We start from the raw sequence: 13,857 nt of genomic DNA, 5'->3' as shown, positions 1-13,857 counted from the left end.
CTTTGAAATAATGAAATGTACACAAAAATGTACACGGACTTAGTAAATTAAAAGCCGAGGTTTTAAAACCTCGGCTTTTTGCCTTTATCTTATTCCTTCCTTTTGCTTGCCAATAAAAAGATCATCTAAGGAGATATTATATAATTTAGATACCTTACATGCTAAATCTATTGGCATCTCGGTGCAATCATTTTCAAATCTTTTTATAGTATTTGATTCCACACTACAATGACTCGCTACTTGCTCAATAGTATATCCACTTGCAATTCTTGCTGCTCTAAAAGTAATCTGAAACATTTATTCTTCTCCCCTTCATTTACTACTTGTCAAAAGAAGGTAATTACAAATATAATAAAAGCATAGAAACCTTCCTACGGAAGTGTTTTTGTAAAGAAGTCCGCGGGTCCTGGGCAGGGTCGAGCGGGCTTCTTTGTTTTTTCTCCCCCCTTTAAAATAGTTTAATTAAAGTATATTCCTTCTCCCCTATTTTCACTATTCTAGGATAAGGAGTTTCGTAGGGTATATGCTGCAATTTCGGGATAGGAATATGTTTTTGCATAGGCTCATTATTGAGTTGCGGTGTTTCCCTTTTAATCTTGGCTCTGGCTTTAGTTTTTCTCTTGTTTTTAGCCTTAGCCTTTTCATCCATTACCTCAACCTGTGCAGAAGCATGATAATATGAATTGATCAGTCCATCCAATTTTCTGCTCAGCTCAATGACTTCATCAGAATTTAACTCCTTACGATTAACATAGCCATTAAGCTTTTCCCTTGAGAACTCGATTGATCGCAACAACTTTTCCTTCACTCTATTGCTTGACATATTACCCCCCTTCTCCCTCAATTTCATTTAGCAGACTTCTTCAGTGGCTCCACCACCATCCCGTCTTCCCCATTCAGCACCCTGAATTTCTCCCCATTAAACTGAAATAACTCTCCCGCGTTAAGTCCCGACTCATCTAGGTCGCTCACCATACTGATCTTACGCCTTGTCCATGTATCACCTTCATCATCACTAACCTTGACCTCGACCAAAACCTTAGAGGCATCAAGAAATTCATTCTCGAACTCATTTTCCCTTACTTTCGTTTTTGTCCCCAAAACATTACCCCCCTTTAAGAACATTTATTCTCCTTTGTTCTATAATGATAGAACGGAGACCGAATTCTATCAAGGGGTATTGTGTCGAAGGGTATTAATTATTTTACTCATCCATCAAAAGTGTTTCTAGGTTCACGCCCATGCATTCCGCTATCCGAGCTAGCGTCTTTATTCGTGGCACCTTCCTCCCCTCCTCAATCGCGGAAATAAAGCCCTTACTAACACCTGTTACCCTGGCTAGATCAGACTGGGTTAACCTTTTTAATTTTCGATAGTTTGCTATGTTAGCGCCTAAATCCATGTTGTCATTCCCTTGTTGTCTAGGCCCTTTAAGTATATACCTAGGTCATTGTCGAATTAATTTGCTATAAGGAACCAAAAAGTAACACTCTCGCGCTATCCTACGACATTATATGACAAATTTGTGTCTAATAATATAAGATATATCTTATATTCTGTGCAATGCGACTAAGTGCAAAGGAAACATGTCTTCCGGGGAGAATAGTTCCCTTCGGTGATAGAATTGAAGAATCGGATTCAGGAAGTTATGTGGCTAAAACGTATTACGCAAGATGATCTGCATAAACGCACTGGCATTAAACAGTCATACTTAAGCGAAATAATAACCGGCCAAAGGGATGTGCGCATCTCAACGGCTCAAAAGATAGCTAAGGCAGTGGGCAAAAGCATGGATTATCTTTGGCCGTACTAAAATGAAGGAAAATAGAGCCTGCACGTGGAATATATTTCCTGTGGTGATGAGATGAATAGAATTCAAGAAATAATGGACAAGCATGGGTGGAAACAAAAAGATCTGGCGCGCATGACCCGACTCGATCAAGGTGATATTAGCCGGTATATAAATGAAAAAGTTGATATTTCTTTGAGAAATGCTCAAAAAATTTCTAAGGCAACTGGATATCCAACGGATTATATTTGGCCAATTAAATAAGGCCAAATTTTTTATTTAAAATTATGGGGTTTATGCATATTATGGCTCAATCCCCATATAGATTACTACAGGTAATTTGTGACACAAGTGAAACACACGCGATCCCCACCCGAGACACAGGAGGTGCACACATGAGTGACATACAGTTTATCAAGGCTAGACTAGGAAAACGTGACAAAGATATCAAACGAGCCATCAAATATCTCAATTTGGAAGAGGTGATATTGTCCGACCTTGTCCGAGATGGATTCCGGCTAAAGCTAGCCGAAATCGGAGCACTAAGTAAGCCAATAGAGCCCATCACCCTCGAGGATGCAAGGCAAATAGCCCGGGAGCTAGTCAATAACCTTCGGGCAGAAAGGAGATAACAGTCTATGGCTAAACAACAAAATGTAATCGAAGAAGTCAGGGACCAACTCAAATACCTTTTCCTCCACCGGAAAGGTAACGATGCCCACGCAGCTGTCCAAGACGTTATCGACGCGATATGGACCAAAGACCCCAAACCAAAGATCATGAAGAAAATCAAACTATCAGGCGACGCGTATAAATTCCTCATCTCCCTCGGTGCTGGCCTGGGATATAAGGAATTCAAGGCCAAGGAGCAACTCTTCGCCGATGCCATGGGTGGAAAGGTTCAAGTTGAAAAGAGAGGAAAGGTGATAACTATGCAAGCCTCAACCATTGAGATAAATAAGGAGTATCCATACTCCTTCGATCCTAACCAGCACAAGGGCTACCTTCCGATCCACTTCGGGCATTCTGCCATTGGCGAAGTCGTTAAGGATCTTGCCGACATGCCGAATCTAATCATTGCTGGCCACCCAGGAGCCGGGAAGTCTAATTTTCTGCACGGTCTTATCATGGGACTATTGCTTAACAAGAAGACGGATATCCGAACGGTTGTCTTTGACTTCAAACGATTAGAATATTCCTACCTTCGCGATCATGTTTTACTTATAACCAAGGAAGACGAGGCAATCCAAGCATTCGGCGCTATTAATAAGGAACTAGATAAACGATTAACTGAGCTGGAATCTAAGGGTTGTCAGAAGATCCAAGATTATCTTGAACAGGGATGCGAAATGCCTTTCCTGGTCGTTGTAATTGATGAGCTGGCAGAAATGCATAACGAGGATTGTCAGTCAGCCCTAAACCGTATTCTACGCCTTGGAAGAGCTGCGGGGATCTGTGTGGTCTGTGCTACCCAGAGGCCTAGCTCAACAATGATGAAAGCATTCGGAGACTCTAAGGCTATGTTTGCAGGGACAATGTGCTTCCATGTCCGGGACGGTATTAACTCCAGAATGCTCTTAGACAACGAGAATGCCGCTCTCATTCCTTCGATCCCCGGCCGGGGGATATATCAATGGGATAACGAGCTTGAGACTCAGGGAATGTTTTTGCCGATCAAGAAGGCGCGACAACTCCTGAAGGAAATAGACAAAGTCGAGGTGATGAACTTTGTTGAGCAACCACGCAAAATGCTCCCACCGCGATAAGGAATTGTTTAGATTATTGGAGTCCCATGGAGCACTTAGTACAGATCAAATTAAGTTCCTTCTCTTCCCTAGCACCTGTCTCAGGATAGTTCAGCGTCGATTAAAAAAACTCACTGAGAGCGGAAGAATTAGGCGTGAGAGGATTTCTATCGATGAACCGTATTATTACTATGCAACCAAGAAGCCGGGGCAACTAGAGCACGTTTTAGGGGTTAGCTGGATTTATACGTGGGTACGGTTATCACTCAATGATTCAATATCCCTACACAACTTCGACCGTGAGGTGACTTATAAGACGCTTCGCCCTGATGCCTTTATTGGGGTCAAGGGCACATGGTCAAACTTATTTACCTTTTTCTTCGCGGAGTTCGACATTATCGAAAGTGGTCACGACTTCGGCGAGAAAGTTAAAAGGTATTGTGAGTATTTCAGTTCAGGCGCTTACCTTAATCAATGGTGGGTCCCACTCGCTAAACGCTTTCCGATCATTCGGGTTGTCACGACTGGCAACGTCAAGAAACTAGGAGAGAGGATTGCTAGGGCGAATACTCATAACCTTGAATTCCAAGTCTTCAGTCTGAAACAAGTGAAGGAGGAATGCATAAATGGCACAGGCAGCAGCCGCAGCCTTCGGGCCTAACGCACCTGGTTTCGTGATCGTGATACTAGTTATGCTCGGAGTAGGTTCCTGGTTAGCAGAGATGATTACAAGCGCAGTAGGTAAGGGGCAAATATCAGCTATGATTCGCACCGGCACCACAATAGCCGCCATTCTGGCAGTGGTCGCTGTAGCTTGGCAGCTACTCACAAAGTTCTTTGATTTTACTGTAGGGAAGATGTGAACTATGGCGAAGCTAATTGCCGATCTCCTACTAATTGGGGTTATTACGTTTGTTGGATACTCAATACTGATTGGATTCGAGAGAAAACAAATCGCCAATATGGTCCTCGTGGTTTCGATTATGTTGGGATTGTTAACCGCAATGAATGACTTGGGGCCTGTTATTGAGAAGTGGAATGCCCGTTTAAATTCTCTCCAAGACACAGCTGACAGGGTTGCCAATATTGGTCAAGGAAGCTGGGAAATGCCGATGAAAGGGGCTATTACACAGAACTACGACGGTATAACTCACCACGGAATTGACATAGCAGCTCCCGAAGGAACGGTCGTAAGCTCTACGCGAAAAGGGGAAGTAACAAGCGTAGGTTGGAGCGATGTCTACGGCAATGTGATCGTTATAAGCCACGGAAGAGGCATGCAATCGTTATATGGACATCTGAGCGGATTATCTGTCAAGGTTGGCTATCCTGTAATTGCAGGAGCTAAGATAGGGACTTGTGGCAGCACTGGCAACAGCACTGGCCCCCACCTTCATTTTGAGATAAGGAAAAACGGAACATGCGTCGATCCGTCGAGTTATCTTTAAATCTCTCCCATCCCCCGCCCCTTGTCCCTCGGACTCCCTCTTTCCAGAAATATTTGCTTTATTTTAGCCAGTTTTAGCTTGTACATTGGTCGTATTAGCGACCTAGTTAATGACCAAGTAAGCGACCAAGTCAACGATCAATCTGTAAATAGTCGCAAAACAATTAATCCTGTCGAAATGCAGGAAAAACATGTAATACGTGGAAAAAGCTAAGATCATAAAGAATCATAAAATTTAAAGGAGAGATTCGCATGAGTAAAATCCCAGGCTTCAGATCCGGTAAAACATGGAAAAAAATAATAGCGACCGTTGGATATCTGTTTATTGCATTCGTGGCTATTGGGCTGTTTGGTAATAAGGATAAGCCGGTCGCTCCGGCTTCGACGGCTCCGGCTGCAAGTACGGCCGCTCCTACCACACCAGCTCCCACCCCTGCTCCGGTTACCACTCCTACACCAACTCTGGCTGTCACCCCAACTCCTACGCCAACTCAAACCCCTGCTCCAACGGTAAAACAGGAAGCAAAATCCGCCACACCCACAGTTGCATCTCCTGCCCCAACACCTCCACCTGAGTCAACGCCTAAGGTTGTAACACCGACAGCGACAGTAAGCCAAAAACAAGCCATTGCTAAGGCTAAGAGCTATTTAGGTTATACTTCTTTTTCGAGAGAGGGTCTAATTAAGCAACTGAAATATGAAGGATTTACTACCGAGGACGCAACGTATGGGGTTGACAATAGCGGGGCTGACTGGATGCAACAAGCCGTTGCGAAAGCCAAAAGTTACTTGGACTATAGTCCATTCTCGAAGAAAGCACTAATTGATCAACTAAAATATGATGGATTTACACAAGAACAAGCAGCGTTTGGGGTTACTGCAACAGGATTATAGAATAAGCAAAATCAGATACCTGAAGAACCAACTAAGGAGGAACAGGCTGCCAAGGTTCAGATTTTAGGAGGAGTTACGTTGCTTGGAGGATTAGCATTAGCCGCAAAATGTTTAATCCCATTATTACTGTGATAGCTGCAAGCAAAAAGGAGAGCACCTAGGCTCTCCTTTCGTATTCCTCCAACGCTGTGGCTAACACCTGCGTCTTTTTTATGCCCCGGTTCCCTCAAGCCTTGCATCTAACAAATATTGGTGCCGCTCGGATTCATGAATTGGAACTCAGTAATAAGAAAAAATAAACATAAAAGCAGAAGCCCGGCACTGCCACACACCGGGTTTCTGCTCAACAGAAAGGCCTGAATTCTTTACCCCCATTACACTATATGATCATGTCCGTTAAAGTGTAACAAAGCGCCGGTTATTTGCCGGCGTCTTTTTTATGCTTCAGCAGCTCCCCTACTCCTATGTCTAAGTAAGTGCAGAGTTTATCAATTAGATCCTCTGGATAGTGCTTCATGTCATCGTTATACATCCGACGTACGGTCTCAAATCTATAGTCTAAATCACCGGCCACTTTGCGGATGGATAGCCCCCTTGAGTCCATGATTGCTTTCAAGTTTGACTTAACCATGTCATTCACCTCAGCTTCATTATAAATATACTCCAAAAAAGTGTCAATACCTTATTGACTCTATATAAGAGTCATGATATTATTTAGCTATCAAGCGACACTAATTAGGAGTCAAATTGAAGGAGGAAATGAAAAATGGCAAGTACAAGGTTCGAGGGTAATGAGTTCGTGATACAGGTGATCGCAAAAGGAGCGTTTGTGGACAATGGAACCTATGTCGACAGCTCGTATTTAGTAGAGGCAACCACCATTCGTCTGAACCACGTCGCCTTGAACGCCTGGATATTATCGGAATGCTTTAATACCCGAGATTGCTACGAAGACGGAGAGAAAGGGGACGCCGAATGGAAAGCACATAAGGCTGAGTATGAGGAACGCCGAAAAACTTGGAAGGATCAGATTTTTGAAGCGTTGGAACTAGAAATTGATACAGAAAATGAGGGCGTTAGCATAACACAATCTCAATCAGAAGTATTTACGGTAGTGCGCATTAGTAAAATCGCTTAGCAGAAACGCTTAAACAAACATGGAGCCGAAAGCCGGGCGGTTAGTCCCGGCGGGAGAGGAGGAAGTAAGATGTTAATGCACGACAACTATTACCCCGAGGTTAAGCTCATTGTCGCTGAAGACAATTACTGCCCTGAGTGCGATTGCCAAAAAGTTTACCAGATCGAAGGATTAGAAAACGAGTTTTACTGCAAAAAATGTAATTACCAATGGGGTGAGTAAAAACTCAAGCCAGCAAGGAAAGGATGGTATGTATGAGAAAGATGAAAAGCATTTGGTGTTTCTTAGACGGAAAGAAGCATTGTGACGTGGTTCAATGGGCACTGGCAGCCAATGTCGATGTAAGGGAAGCAAAAGAGCGTTTAGCCGCAGCGTATCCTCTCCATATAGTCACTTTCAAAGTTATGTAACCCCGCCTGACGATGGCCACCTGGGACGTGGCCGAAACCTCTCTAGAGGACAAGCTCCGGGGAGGTCGCGGGATCCCGCTTCGAGCTGGCTTTGCATAGTTGGCCTTTACATATATTTGATCTTTTACAAAACAAAAGCCTCCCACCGTTTACTGGTGAAGAGCCCTATTCACTATTAAATAATTCATCGATCGATACGCCAAGTCCAGTAGCCAATTGTACCAGCTCGTTTATGCGAGGTATTCTTAATCCGGTTTCTATATTGATAAGACTTTTAAGGTTGATACCAACATTAGCAGCTAACTCTTCTCTGGTCAAATTACGCTTTTCCCTGTAGTGAGCTATTCGCCTGCAGACGGTTTTGTTGATTATGATCAAATGTATCTTCGCCTCCGGTCTTGCATATCTGAAAATTAAATGCTTAGGTAAAAGCTTATTTGTTTAGCCATGATCTGTCAACGACAAAAAAGAGCTCCCCATCGTTTCCGAGGGGGAGCAATGAGTAGGACGAGAGTTTATACGAAAGATATCTTTTCCATGGTTCGATATATTATTCAGGGGCAACAGGCCTAGCTTGTAACCTTATTGGACAATTCGGCATACTATGTATTGCGGCGAGGGACATTGTTTTACCTCCTTTCACAGCAAAGAGGAGAGCACGGGGCGGCTCTCCTCTTCTACATCTTCCACAGAAACCATTTACAGGTCCCCAATTCATACTTAATTTCGAACGGCCGCAACTCGCCCTTGATCTCGCTCTGGCATCGGAAGGGTGTGCTGTCTAGTTCGAACCAAGCGAGGACGGAGATGGGGGTTGCGAGGATTTTCATTGCAAAGGTTGCTCCTTGGTTAAGTATTATTTTAACTTAGGTTCTTCTTAATATTTCGTTGGCCAATGATATGAAATCGTCCTTACATTCGCGTACCTTACCTAAATGACCGGAATTTATTTCAGGCGGATAAAGTTTAAATATTGGTTTATGGTACTGTTGGGCATCAGGAACCAAGCTATGATAATTCTTAATCCCAGGCAACTCATAATTATAACATTCAATAATCAAAGTTGATGGAATCACATTAACGATAGATTCTGTCACCTCGGGAGATATTTTCCGATTCCAATGTTCAAAAGCTTGAGTTGCCCGGCCTTTACTTATATTGAACTGTTGTGCAACATAACCTGCGAATTTAGGAGTTCCGTCCTGAATAACGAAATCAAGACCAGCAGGTACTTGCTTCTTAGCGGTTTCCCATTCCCGGTACCATTTCGCAATGTTTCTGCCAACGGATCCAATAGCCATTAATGAAAAATGATCTGGGGTAACCGGAATAATGAAGAAGTCACTAGATAATAATAATGACCTGTTTAGAGGTCCAACATTTGGACCTAAATCATATAAAATGATATCTACATTAACTTGTTCTCCGATATGTTCAGCTATTCTATGTATGGCACTATGAGTTCTAAACCCTCTTTCGTATCCGGTAAAGCATTCTTGCCAAGCCGTTGGTAGTAATGCTTCATATTCCGAAATATCTATATGACCAGGAACCAAGTATAATCCATCTGCCACAGTTACTGGTTTATCAACAAAGATATCTCCTTTACCCTTTACTAATCCATCTAATGCCTTTTTAATTGTATAGCCGTTATTTATATATAAGTTGTCCAATATATCATCATCTAACGCAGCTGCAGTAAGGTTACTTTGAGCATCAGCATCAATGACCAATACTCGCTTTCCGCATTCTACTAAAGCGTAGGCTAGATTAAAAGTTAGCGTAGTCTTACCTACTCCACCTTTGTGATTAAAAATACTAATTCTTTCCATTTTTCTCCTCCTCAACAAAAAACATCCTATAGTTATGAGATATCTTATATCATCTCACAACTTCATCGCGAAACCACGGGAAACCTGTCCAACAAAAATAAAAAGGCCCCTACCACAATAGTAAGGACCTTAACGTTCTTCAACCAGCTCTTCAATCGTCCTCCAAGCCCCGCCGCCAACCTTGCAATTGTATTGATCTGGGGAACTTTTCGCCCGGTTTCTATGTCGCTTAGATACCTGGAAGGAATTCTAGCGATGGCGGCTAATTGTAACTGAGTGAGCTGACGCTTCTTTCTATGGTGGGCTATTAGTCTGCCGATGTTGGGGTTAGTTAAGAGCATTGGGATTGCTCCTCTTTTGTCCTTAATTATGGCATATGATTTAGGCAAGACAGTCGTAAGGGGTCGAGGTAAATAAAAACTTATCATTTCCTATAAGGGTTATAATTGCATTGAGGGTTAGAGGATTTTCATGATTGAAGGCTCCCATCCCGATCTTCTTCTGTTGCGGAAACCTCTCTCATCGAGAATAGTAGTTTTTGCACCAACTTTGCTGCATCGATTGCACTGGTCTGCTTTTGTCTTGGGGGCGTTACCCGAGATTCTATCTGTGCTTTCAGTCGCGCCTTGATTTTACCTTGACAACACTGTTCGTGTTCCTTAATAAAGCTAATTACTTTAAACATCTCGGAATTGGCAATGTCTAGATATTCATTAAATAGTTGTTTAACTTGAGCCAACACTGTCATGTTCTGATCGCCGAAATGATAGTCCCTAATTATCTTTTGAGGAAGATCCTTTAATTTTTCTTTTCTTAAGAACAACTCATCCGACGATTCATTCTCTTCAACCGTGGTAGCGCTTACGATTTCAGCAAAGAAATCTGTGTGAATTCGAATTATAAGTCCAACAAAATGAGTGTCTTTATCATTGCTATCGTGTTTATGCCAACAGGTTATTTGCTTATGTATAAATTCTAAGTAATCTTGTCTTTCCTTAAGAACTATAGGGAGAAGCCCTTTATCCCTGATTAATGCTACAATCCGCATTATCCATACGTCGGAGTCAGATTTATCATTGGCTTTCGTAATTCCTAATATCAAACCTAAATTAAGACCTATTCCCAATAAAATCTGAACTACATCATCCATACTATTTATTGGCTTATTCTTCATCACATACATTTGAGCTAGTGTGATTCCGCTTGACGACACAAATGAATATCCTGCCAATTTAAGTTTGTGAGGTAGGAAATAGCAACGACTTCCGGTTATTTCGTTACTCCACCTAGGGGGGCTTTCTCGCCTATCATTTACGAGCTTATGTTTTATTCTTAAATTTTGCCATTCAGCAATAAACCAAAATTTATATAAAACTACAAAAACAACCATAAACACACAAGCCCATGTAGCGAAGTAATTAGAGATCATTTAATTCCTCCGCTTTATTTACAGGTATCACATGGTGTAAATGAGTATGAATCCATAGAGGTTCCTTATGGCTGTACTCCGAAATTTCACCTGCGGTCCATGTATCAAATTTTGCAGCTACCTTCTTAATTGTGCCTAGTTCTTTCTCGTAGCTACCATCTGCAAACTTCTTTTTTGGAACAATATAGCTTCCATGTTGATCAGGTACTATCTTAATCAAGCCAACTCCCTCTATAAGTGACAAATATTCGTCTAAGGTAGGTAATACAGGTCCATATCTTTGACATATAAAATCGTCCGCAAGAAGTCTCTCTCTATGACGTTTATAGTATATAAACTGAACATAAAACAATAACTTGTGCAATTTAGTCCTATACAGCTTAGTAGAGGTGTCGTTTGCGAGAAATAGCACTATCTTAGCAAATGTTAATATGTTATCTAGATTTTGTGTTTTCTCAACTTCCATAGCATTAATCCCCATTATCACTTCACCTCCTTCGCTTTGTTGGTTATGTTTTGCAAAATCTATTATCCGCGCCACAGTTATCCTCTCCCATAAGGCCTTTTATAGCAATCCTATGACCTTATAAAAGTGTATTATAACTATTTGCGCAAAAAATACTTGTACATTTATATCCCTTGATGGCCTGTCCCTCTTTTTCGAACAACAAAAACCCGGGTATATATCCTTACTTCTTCCCTCTCAAGAAAATTCCTTCCGATTTTATGTAGATATTTATTAAAATATTTACATATTTTTCTTATATTATGCCATAAATTATTGCAAAAAGATGCAGAAAGAAGTCGAATAAATAAAAAACCCTCCCACAATTATAACGCAGGAGGGTTTTGATCATGTCTACTTATACGCTTGTCTGAATCTGCTTAACCCCACTCTGTACAGCTTCAGCGATAATATCCTGTACAGTCTGATCTGCTGTTTGCTGTGCGACTGGCTGAACTGTTTGCCGTATGGCTTGCGTTACGGCTTCTTGGACTGTCGGCTGTGGTGAAGCCGCTGCGTCTGACTGAGCAGGAGTTGACGGATCTGCCACCATAACAGCCGACGCTGGATCAGGAACACTTTGTGAAGAATCCAAAGGCACTGAAGCATCAGTTCTTGCAATACTCGACTTATCAATACTTTTCATAACAAAAACACCAGTCTCAATCATATCCTTAACGGCAGTCTCCAGCTCCGGAGTGGGCTCATATCCCCCAACCTTAAGTAAATTCATGGCAGCATCAAATGCCTTTCCATTACGCTCGTCTTGAGTCAACTGATCACTATTGCAAAGTTGTTGGGCGCCATGTACTCCTGCCTGAGCAGCCTTAATTACCAAATCAACAATTGATTCCACTGGCGCAGGAAGGAGCTTACCAAAAGTATCATTTGCGGTCTTTACCTCGTCGATCACAGTGTCTGCGGTGGCAAGGATAGCTTTGGGATCCTTAGACTTTTTGGTCAGGAGCCACGTTCCTCCTGATCCGACTAAGAGGGTTGCGATGGAGATCAGGAACATAACTAGATTTGTACTCATGGATTTATTCCACCTTTCTATTTTTGGACAAAATTAAAAGCAGGAAAGATCCTGCTTAAACTACCAAGTCGTGCTCTATCGCTTCAAAACTATCTCCGTAAGTAAACCCCGTGATTTTAATCCCGTTAAAGGACCTCAGAACTAAGTTTTCATCATACGCCTTTTTGTAATAGGCAAACTTACTATCGAAGTTCTCATTCTCATTTATGATTACTTCAGGCTTTGGGAAACCTTCCATTTGAACCAAGACCCCTACATACTTTTTGCCTTTCGTGCTTGCGGCGCGGAAACACTTTTCTAGGTTTTCGATTGTTAATTCTTCCATTGGGATCATTCCTTTCATTTTGGCATATTTTTTGGCATATTTGACTTAATTATTGACAGGTAGGGCGACTAAACCGTTGGCATGAGCCTCATTCAGCCGTTTTGTTTTGCATACCGGGAGGGAAGGATAGCTTATTGTTTTGGAGCAACAATCTGAAAGTTTCCCTTCCTCTCGGGGTGATCAGGGTTTGGGTTCCAGCCCATTTATCCCTTTGCTTTTCTTTAATTTCGAATAATGCAGGTACGTAATCGGCATAGGGCTTCAGCTTGCCTTTGGCATCCCGATATACATAACCCTTATCTAGAATCCAGTTGATAAAAATGTGTTCCTTAATTTTCAACTCCTTAGCTGTATCCCGGAAATTTGTCAGTAAATTATGGTCGACAAGGGCATCGAAGTATTCTGCTTTCGGAATGAGGATCTGCTTTTCTTTTTCTGCCGCCACAAGGGCTTCTAAAGCATCAAGATATGTTCGCGGTAATTTGTGTGAAATTGGGGATTCTCTGATCCGATAATAATCATCGACTAGCATTTCGTAAGCTTCCCATGCTTTGTCTGTGTTTAGAGACTTTGCATGGAGCCAAGCACCTTTTTCTGTCCACAAGTAGAGGGTTTTTGCATTCTTTAAACCTAAATCAATTTGATGTTGGTCAATGAAAAGCCGTTTTGCTTCATCCTCTAGTGCAAAATAGTGTTTGCCTTCCTTGTAACGGTCCTTGTTACGATTAAAATTGTTTACAATCAGTTGAGAATCAGCCCCATACGATTCTCCCAATTGGGTAGTGGTTAAAATTCTTTGATTTTGGTATTCGATTGGAACAAGCTTATTCATAATTTCATCCTCTCTTTTGCGCATTAAAAGAGGACCAGATTACATCTGATCCTCAAGAGAGGTTAGCGGTGTGCCCTCACGACATGACATAAACCTCAAGATTCGCAAACGCTTGCCAATTTAATTGTAAACTTTTATTGGCCGTGAGAAGTTTACAATGCCTGAGCGTATTGAGCAGCTAAGATGGCCGTATCCTCGGCATGGGTACCGCAACAATTAGTGGCATTTTGATGATTCTTAACCTCTGCTCCACCGATAACAACCAAATGCTTAGCGGCCATCGCGTCCTTATGAATGCTTGCATTGTTCGCATTCCGGCAGAACATCGCACATCCACCAAGCTTGTCGGCCACAATTTTTGCAATCGAAAAATCGTTTACGGTAAAATACATTACAGCATGATCCATCGTTTCATCCTCTTCCTTCCATAATCCTGCATCTTCATTAACGTAGTCCCTGTCTACGGCTATCCCTT

25 protein-coding genes are annotated in these 13,857 nt (G+C 42.0%); 11 read left to right on the top strand and 14 right to left on the bottom strand.

The annotated features are described in order from the left end of the window. Positions 1-84: 84 nt before the first annotated feature. The 4 genes from DOT_RS24845 to DOT_RS24830 all read right to left on the bottom strand — a co-directional run bounded on the left by DOT_RS24845 (position 85) and on the right by DOT_RS24830 (position 1,402). Positions 85-297, bottom strand: coding sequence for a helix-turn-helix transcriptional regulator (locus DOT_RS24845; RefSeq protein ID WP_009624345.1), 213 nt, complete (start codon positions 295-297; stop codon positions 85-87). A gap of 151 nt (positions 298-448) precedes the next feature. Next, entirely contained in the window at positions 449-823 is a 375-nt protein-coding gene (locus DOT_RS24840) for an aspartyl-phosphate phosphatase Spo0E family protein (protein WP_009624344.1), read from the bottom strand. A gap of 23 nt (positions 824-846) precedes the next feature. Then, positions 847-1,101 (bottom strand): hypothetical protein, encoded by a 255-nt coding sequence (locus tag DOT_RS24835; protein ID WP_139024302.1) that lies wholly within the window; start codon positions 1,099-1,101, stop codon positions 847-849. Between the two features lie 103 nt (positions 1,102-1,204). After that, complete coding sequence (locus DOT_RS24830; RefSeq protein WP_009624342.1) at positions 1,205-1,402, bottom strand: helix-turn-helix transcriptional regulator; 198 nt, start codon at positions 1,400-1,402, stop codon at positions 1,205-1,207. Between the two features lie 222 nt (positions 1,403-1,624). Between DOT_RS24830 and DOT_RS24825 the strand changes: the two genes are divergently transcribed. From DOT_RS24825 to DOT_RS28045, 8 genes are all read left to right on the top strand, one after another. Then, the gene (locus DOT_RS24825; protein ID WP_009624341.1) at positions 1,625-1,813 is read left to right on the top strand and encodes a helix-turn-helix transcriptional regulator; all 189 of its coding nucleotides are present in this window, start codon (positions 1,625-1,627) and stop codon (positions 1,811-1,813) included. Positions 1,814-1,864: 51 nt separating this feature from the next. Continuing rightward, positions 1,865-2,053: a helix-turn-helix transcriptional regulator gene (locus tag DOT_RS24820; RefSeq protein ID WP_139024301.1), complete on the top strand. Its 189-nt coding sequence runs from the start codon at positions 1,865-1,867 to the stop codon at positions 2,051-2,053. 131 nt (positions 2,054-2,184) lie between these two features. Further along, positions 2,185-2,421, top strand: a complete 237-nt coding sequence (locus tag DOT_RS24815) for a hypothetical protein (protein ID WP_040413450.1) — start codon at positions 2,185-2,187, stop codon at positions 2,419-2,421. A gap of 6 nt (positions 2,422-2,427) precedes the next feature. Beyond that, positions 2,428-3,555 carry an FtsK/SpoIIIE domain-containing protein gene (locus tag DOT_RS24810; RefSeq protein ID WP_040413448.1) on the top strand — a complete coding sequence of 376 codons (1,128 nt, stop codon included), beginning with the start codon at positions 2,428-2,430 and terminating at the stop codon, positions 3,553-3,555. 4 nt (positions 3,556-3,559) lie between these two features. Then, positions 3,560-4,195, top strand: coding sequence for a hypothetical protein (locus DOT_RS24805; RefSeq protein ID WP_040413462.1), 636 nt, complete (start codon positions 3,560-3,562; stop codon positions 4,193-4,195). After that, a complete protein-coding gene (locus DOT_RS24800) occupies positions 4,161-4,397 on the top strand; it encodes a hypothetical protein (protein WP_009624336.1) in 237 nt (78 codons plus the stop codon). Before DOT_RS24805 ends, DOT_RS24800 begins: the two co-directional genes overlap by 35 nt. 3 nt (positions 4,398-4,400) lie before the next feature. Beyond that, positions 4,401-4,982, top strand: a complete 582-nt coding sequence (locus DOT_RS24795; RefSeq protein ID WP_009624335.1) for a M23 family metallopeptidase — start codon at positions 4,401-4,403, stop codon at positions 4,980-4,982. Positions 4,983-5,233: 251 nt separating this feature from the next. Next, on the top strand, positions 5,234-5,875 hold the full coding sequence (locus DOT_RS28045) for an Ltp family lipoprotein (RefSeq protein WP_009624333.1): 642 nt from the start codon (positions 5,234-5,236) through the stop codon (positions 5,873-5,875). 418 nt (positions 5,876-6,293) lie between these two features. Here the strand turns inward: DOT_RS28045 and DOT_RS24785 are convergent, their stop codons facing one another. Continuing rightward, positions 6,294-6,542 (bottom strand): helix-turn-helix transcriptional regulator, encoded by a 249-nt coding sequence (locus DOT_RS24785; protein ID WP_009624331.1) that lies wholly within the window; start codon positions 6,540-6,542, stop codon positions 6,294-6,296. A gap of 99 nt (positions 6,543-6,641) precedes the next feature. On the opposite strand from DOT_RS24785, the gene DOT_RS24780 reads away from it, so the two are divergent. The 3 genes from DOT_RS24780 to DOT_RS31170 all read left to right on the top strand — a co-directional run bounded on the left by DOT_RS24780 (position 6,642) and on the right by DOT_RS31170 (position 7,423). After that, the gene (locus DOT_RS24780) at positions 6,642-7,013 is read left to right on the top strand and encodes a hypothetical protein (RefSeq protein ID WP_009624330.1); all 372 of its coding nucleotides are present in this window, start codon (positions 6,642-6,644) and stop codon (positions 7,011-7,013) included. Positions 7,014-7,082: 69 nt separating this feature from the next. Beyond that, a complete protein-coding gene (locus DOT_RS30860) occupies positions 7,083-7,235 on the top strand; it encodes a transposase (RefSeq protein ID WP_009624329.1) in 153 nt (50 codons plus the stop codon). A 32-nt stretch (positions 7,236-7,267) separates the two neighbouring features. Beyond that, on the top strand, positions 7,268-7,423 hold the full coding sequence (locus tag DOT_RS31170; protein ID WP_009624327.1) for a hypothetical protein: 156 nt from the start codon (positions 7,268-7,270) through the stop codon (positions 7,421-7,423). Positions 7,424-7,588: 165 nt separating this feature from the next. On the opposite strand, the gene DOT_RS24775 is transcribed toward DOT_RS31170, so the two are convergent. The 9 genes from DOT_RS24775 to DOT_RS30855 form a co-directional block, all read right to left on the bottom strand. Next, entirely contained in the window at positions 7,589-7,801 is a 213-nt protein-coding gene (locus DOT_RS24775; protein WP_040413447.1) for a helix-turn-helix transcriptional regulator, read from the bottom strand. A 488-nt stretch (positions 7,802-8,289) separates the two neighbouring features. Next, positions 8,290-9,255, bottom strand: a complete 966-nt coding sequence (locus tag DOT_RS24770; protein WP_009624325.1) for a ParA family protein — start codon at positions 9,253-9,255, stop codon at positions 8,290-8,292. 62 nt (positions 9,256-9,317) lie between these two features. Continuing rightward, positions 9,318-9,644: a helix-turn-helix transcriptional regulator gene (locus DOT_RS28040; protein ID WP_157998519.1), complete on the bottom strand. Its 327-nt coding sequence runs from the start codon at positions 9,642-9,644 to the stop codon at positions 9,318-9,320. Between the two features lie 80 nt (positions 9,645-9,724). Beyond that, positions 9,725-10,486 (bottom strand): hypothetical protein, encoded by a 762-nt coding sequence (locus tag DOT_RS24760; RefSeq protein ID WP_207637075.1) that lies wholly within the window; start codon positions 10,484-10,486, stop codon positions 9,725-9,727. Positions 10,487-10,673: 187 nt separating this feature from the next. Further along, the gene (locus tag DOT_RS24755) at positions 10,674-11,225 is read right to left on the bottom strand and encodes a Panacea domain-containing protein (RefSeq protein WP_040413446.1); all 552 of its coding nucleotides are present in this window, start codon (positions 11,223-11,225) and stop codon (positions 10,674-10,676) included. A 322-nt stretch (positions 11,226-11,547) separates the two neighbouring features. Then, entirely contained in the window at positions 11,548-12,225 is a 678-nt protein-coding gene (locus tag DOT_RS24750) for a hypothetical protein (RefSeq protein ID WP_009624321.1), read from the bottom strand. A 55-nt stretch (positions 12,226-12,280) separates the two neighbouring features. Then, on the bottom strand, positions 12,281-12,550 hold the full coding sequence (locus DOT_RS24745) for a hypothetical protein (protein ID WP_009624320.1): 270 nt from the start codon (positions 12,548-12,550) through the stop codon (positions 12,281-12,283). An 88-nt stretch (positions 12,551-12,638) separates the two neighbouring features. After that, the gene (locus DOT_RS31290) at positions 12,639-13,382 is read right to left on the bottom strand and encodes a phage antirepressor KilAC domain-containing protein (protein ID WP_202798723.1); all 744 of its coding nucleotides are present in this window, start codon (positions 13,380-13,382) and stop codon (positions 12,639-12,641) included. A gap of 152 nt (positions 13,383-13,534) precedes the next feature. After that, a partial coding sequence (locus DOT_RS30855; protein WP_009624318.1) for a hypothetical protein occupies positions 13,535-13,857 on the bottom strand: 323 nt, incomplete at its 5' end.

The sequence above is a fragment of the Desulfosporosinus sp. OT genome (genome assembly GCF_000224515.1).
Classification (GTDB): Bacteria; Bacillota; Desulfitobacteriia; order Desulfitobacteriales; family Desulfitobacteriaceae; genus Desulfosporosinus.
The sequence above is the reverse complement of the archived record's forward strand: the minus strand, read 5'-3'. Positions and strand labels throughout refer to the sequence as shown.

Bases quoted from the DNA above. Each gene is read 5' to 3' on its own strand.
- DOT_RS24845 (WP_009624345.1), bottom strand. From the start codon at position 297: ATGTTTCAGATTACTTTTAGAGCAGCAAGAATTGCAAGTGGATATACT.
- DOT_RS24840 (WP_009624344.1), bottom strand. From the start codon at position 823: ATGTCAAGCAATAGAGTGAAGGAAAAGTTGTTGCGATCAATCGAGTTC.
- DOT_RS24830 (WP_009624342.1), bottom strand. From the start codon at position 1,402: ATGGATTTAGGCGCTAACATAGCAAACTATCGAAAATTAAAAAGGTTA.
- DOT_RS24820 (WP_139024301.1), top strand. From the start codon at position 1,865: ATGAATAGAATTCAAGAAATAATGGACAAGCATGGGTGGAAACAAAAA.
- DOT_RS24815 (WP_040413450.1), top strand. From the start codon at position 2,185: ATGAGTGACATACAGTTTATCAAGGCTAGACTAGGAAAACGTGACAAA.
- DOT_RS24810 (WP_040413448.1), top strand. From the start codon at position 2,428: ATGGCTAAACAACAAAATGTAATCGAAGAAGTCAGGGACCAACTCAAA.
- DOT_RS24800 (WP_009624336.1), top strand. From the start codon at position 4,161: ATGGCACAGGCAGCAGCCGCAGCCTTCGGGCCTAACGCACCTGGTTTC.
- DOT_RS24795 (WP_009624335.1), top strand. From the start codon at position 4,401: ATGGCGAAGCTAATTGCCGATCTCCTACTAATTGGGGTTATTACGTTT.
- DOT_RS28045 (WP_009624333.1), top strand. From the start codon at position 5,234: ATGAGTAAAATCCCAGGCTTCAGATCCGGTAAAACATGGAAAAAAATA.
- DOT_RS24780 (WP_009624330.1), top strand. From the start codon at position 6,642: ATGGCAAGTACAAGGTTCGAGGGTAATGAGTTCGTGATACAGGTGATC.
- DOT_RS30860 (WP_009624329.1), top strand. From the start codon at position 7,083: ATGTTAATGCACGACAACTATTACCCCGAGGTTAAGCTCATTGTCGCT.
- DOT_RS31170 (WP_009624327.1), top strand. From the start codon at position 7,268: ATGAGAAAGATGAAAAGCATTTGGTGTTTCTTAGACGGAAAGAAGCAT.
- DOT_RS24770 (WP_009624325.1), bottom strand. From the start codon at position 9,255: ATGGAAAGAATTAGTATTTTTAATCACAAAGGTGGAGTAGGTAAGACT.
- DOT_RS24750 (WP_009624321.1), bottom strand. From the start codon at position 12,225: ATGAGTACAAATCTAGTTATGTTCCTGATCTCCATCGCAACCCTCTTA.
- DOT_RS24745 (WP_009624320.1), bottom strand. From the start codon at position 12,550: ATGGAAGAATTAACAATCGAAAACCTAGAAAAGTGTTTCCGCGCCGCA.
- DOT_RS31290 (WP_202798723.1), bottom strand. From the start codon at position 13,382: ATGAATAAGCTTGTTCCAATCGAATACCAAAATCAAAGAATTTTAACC.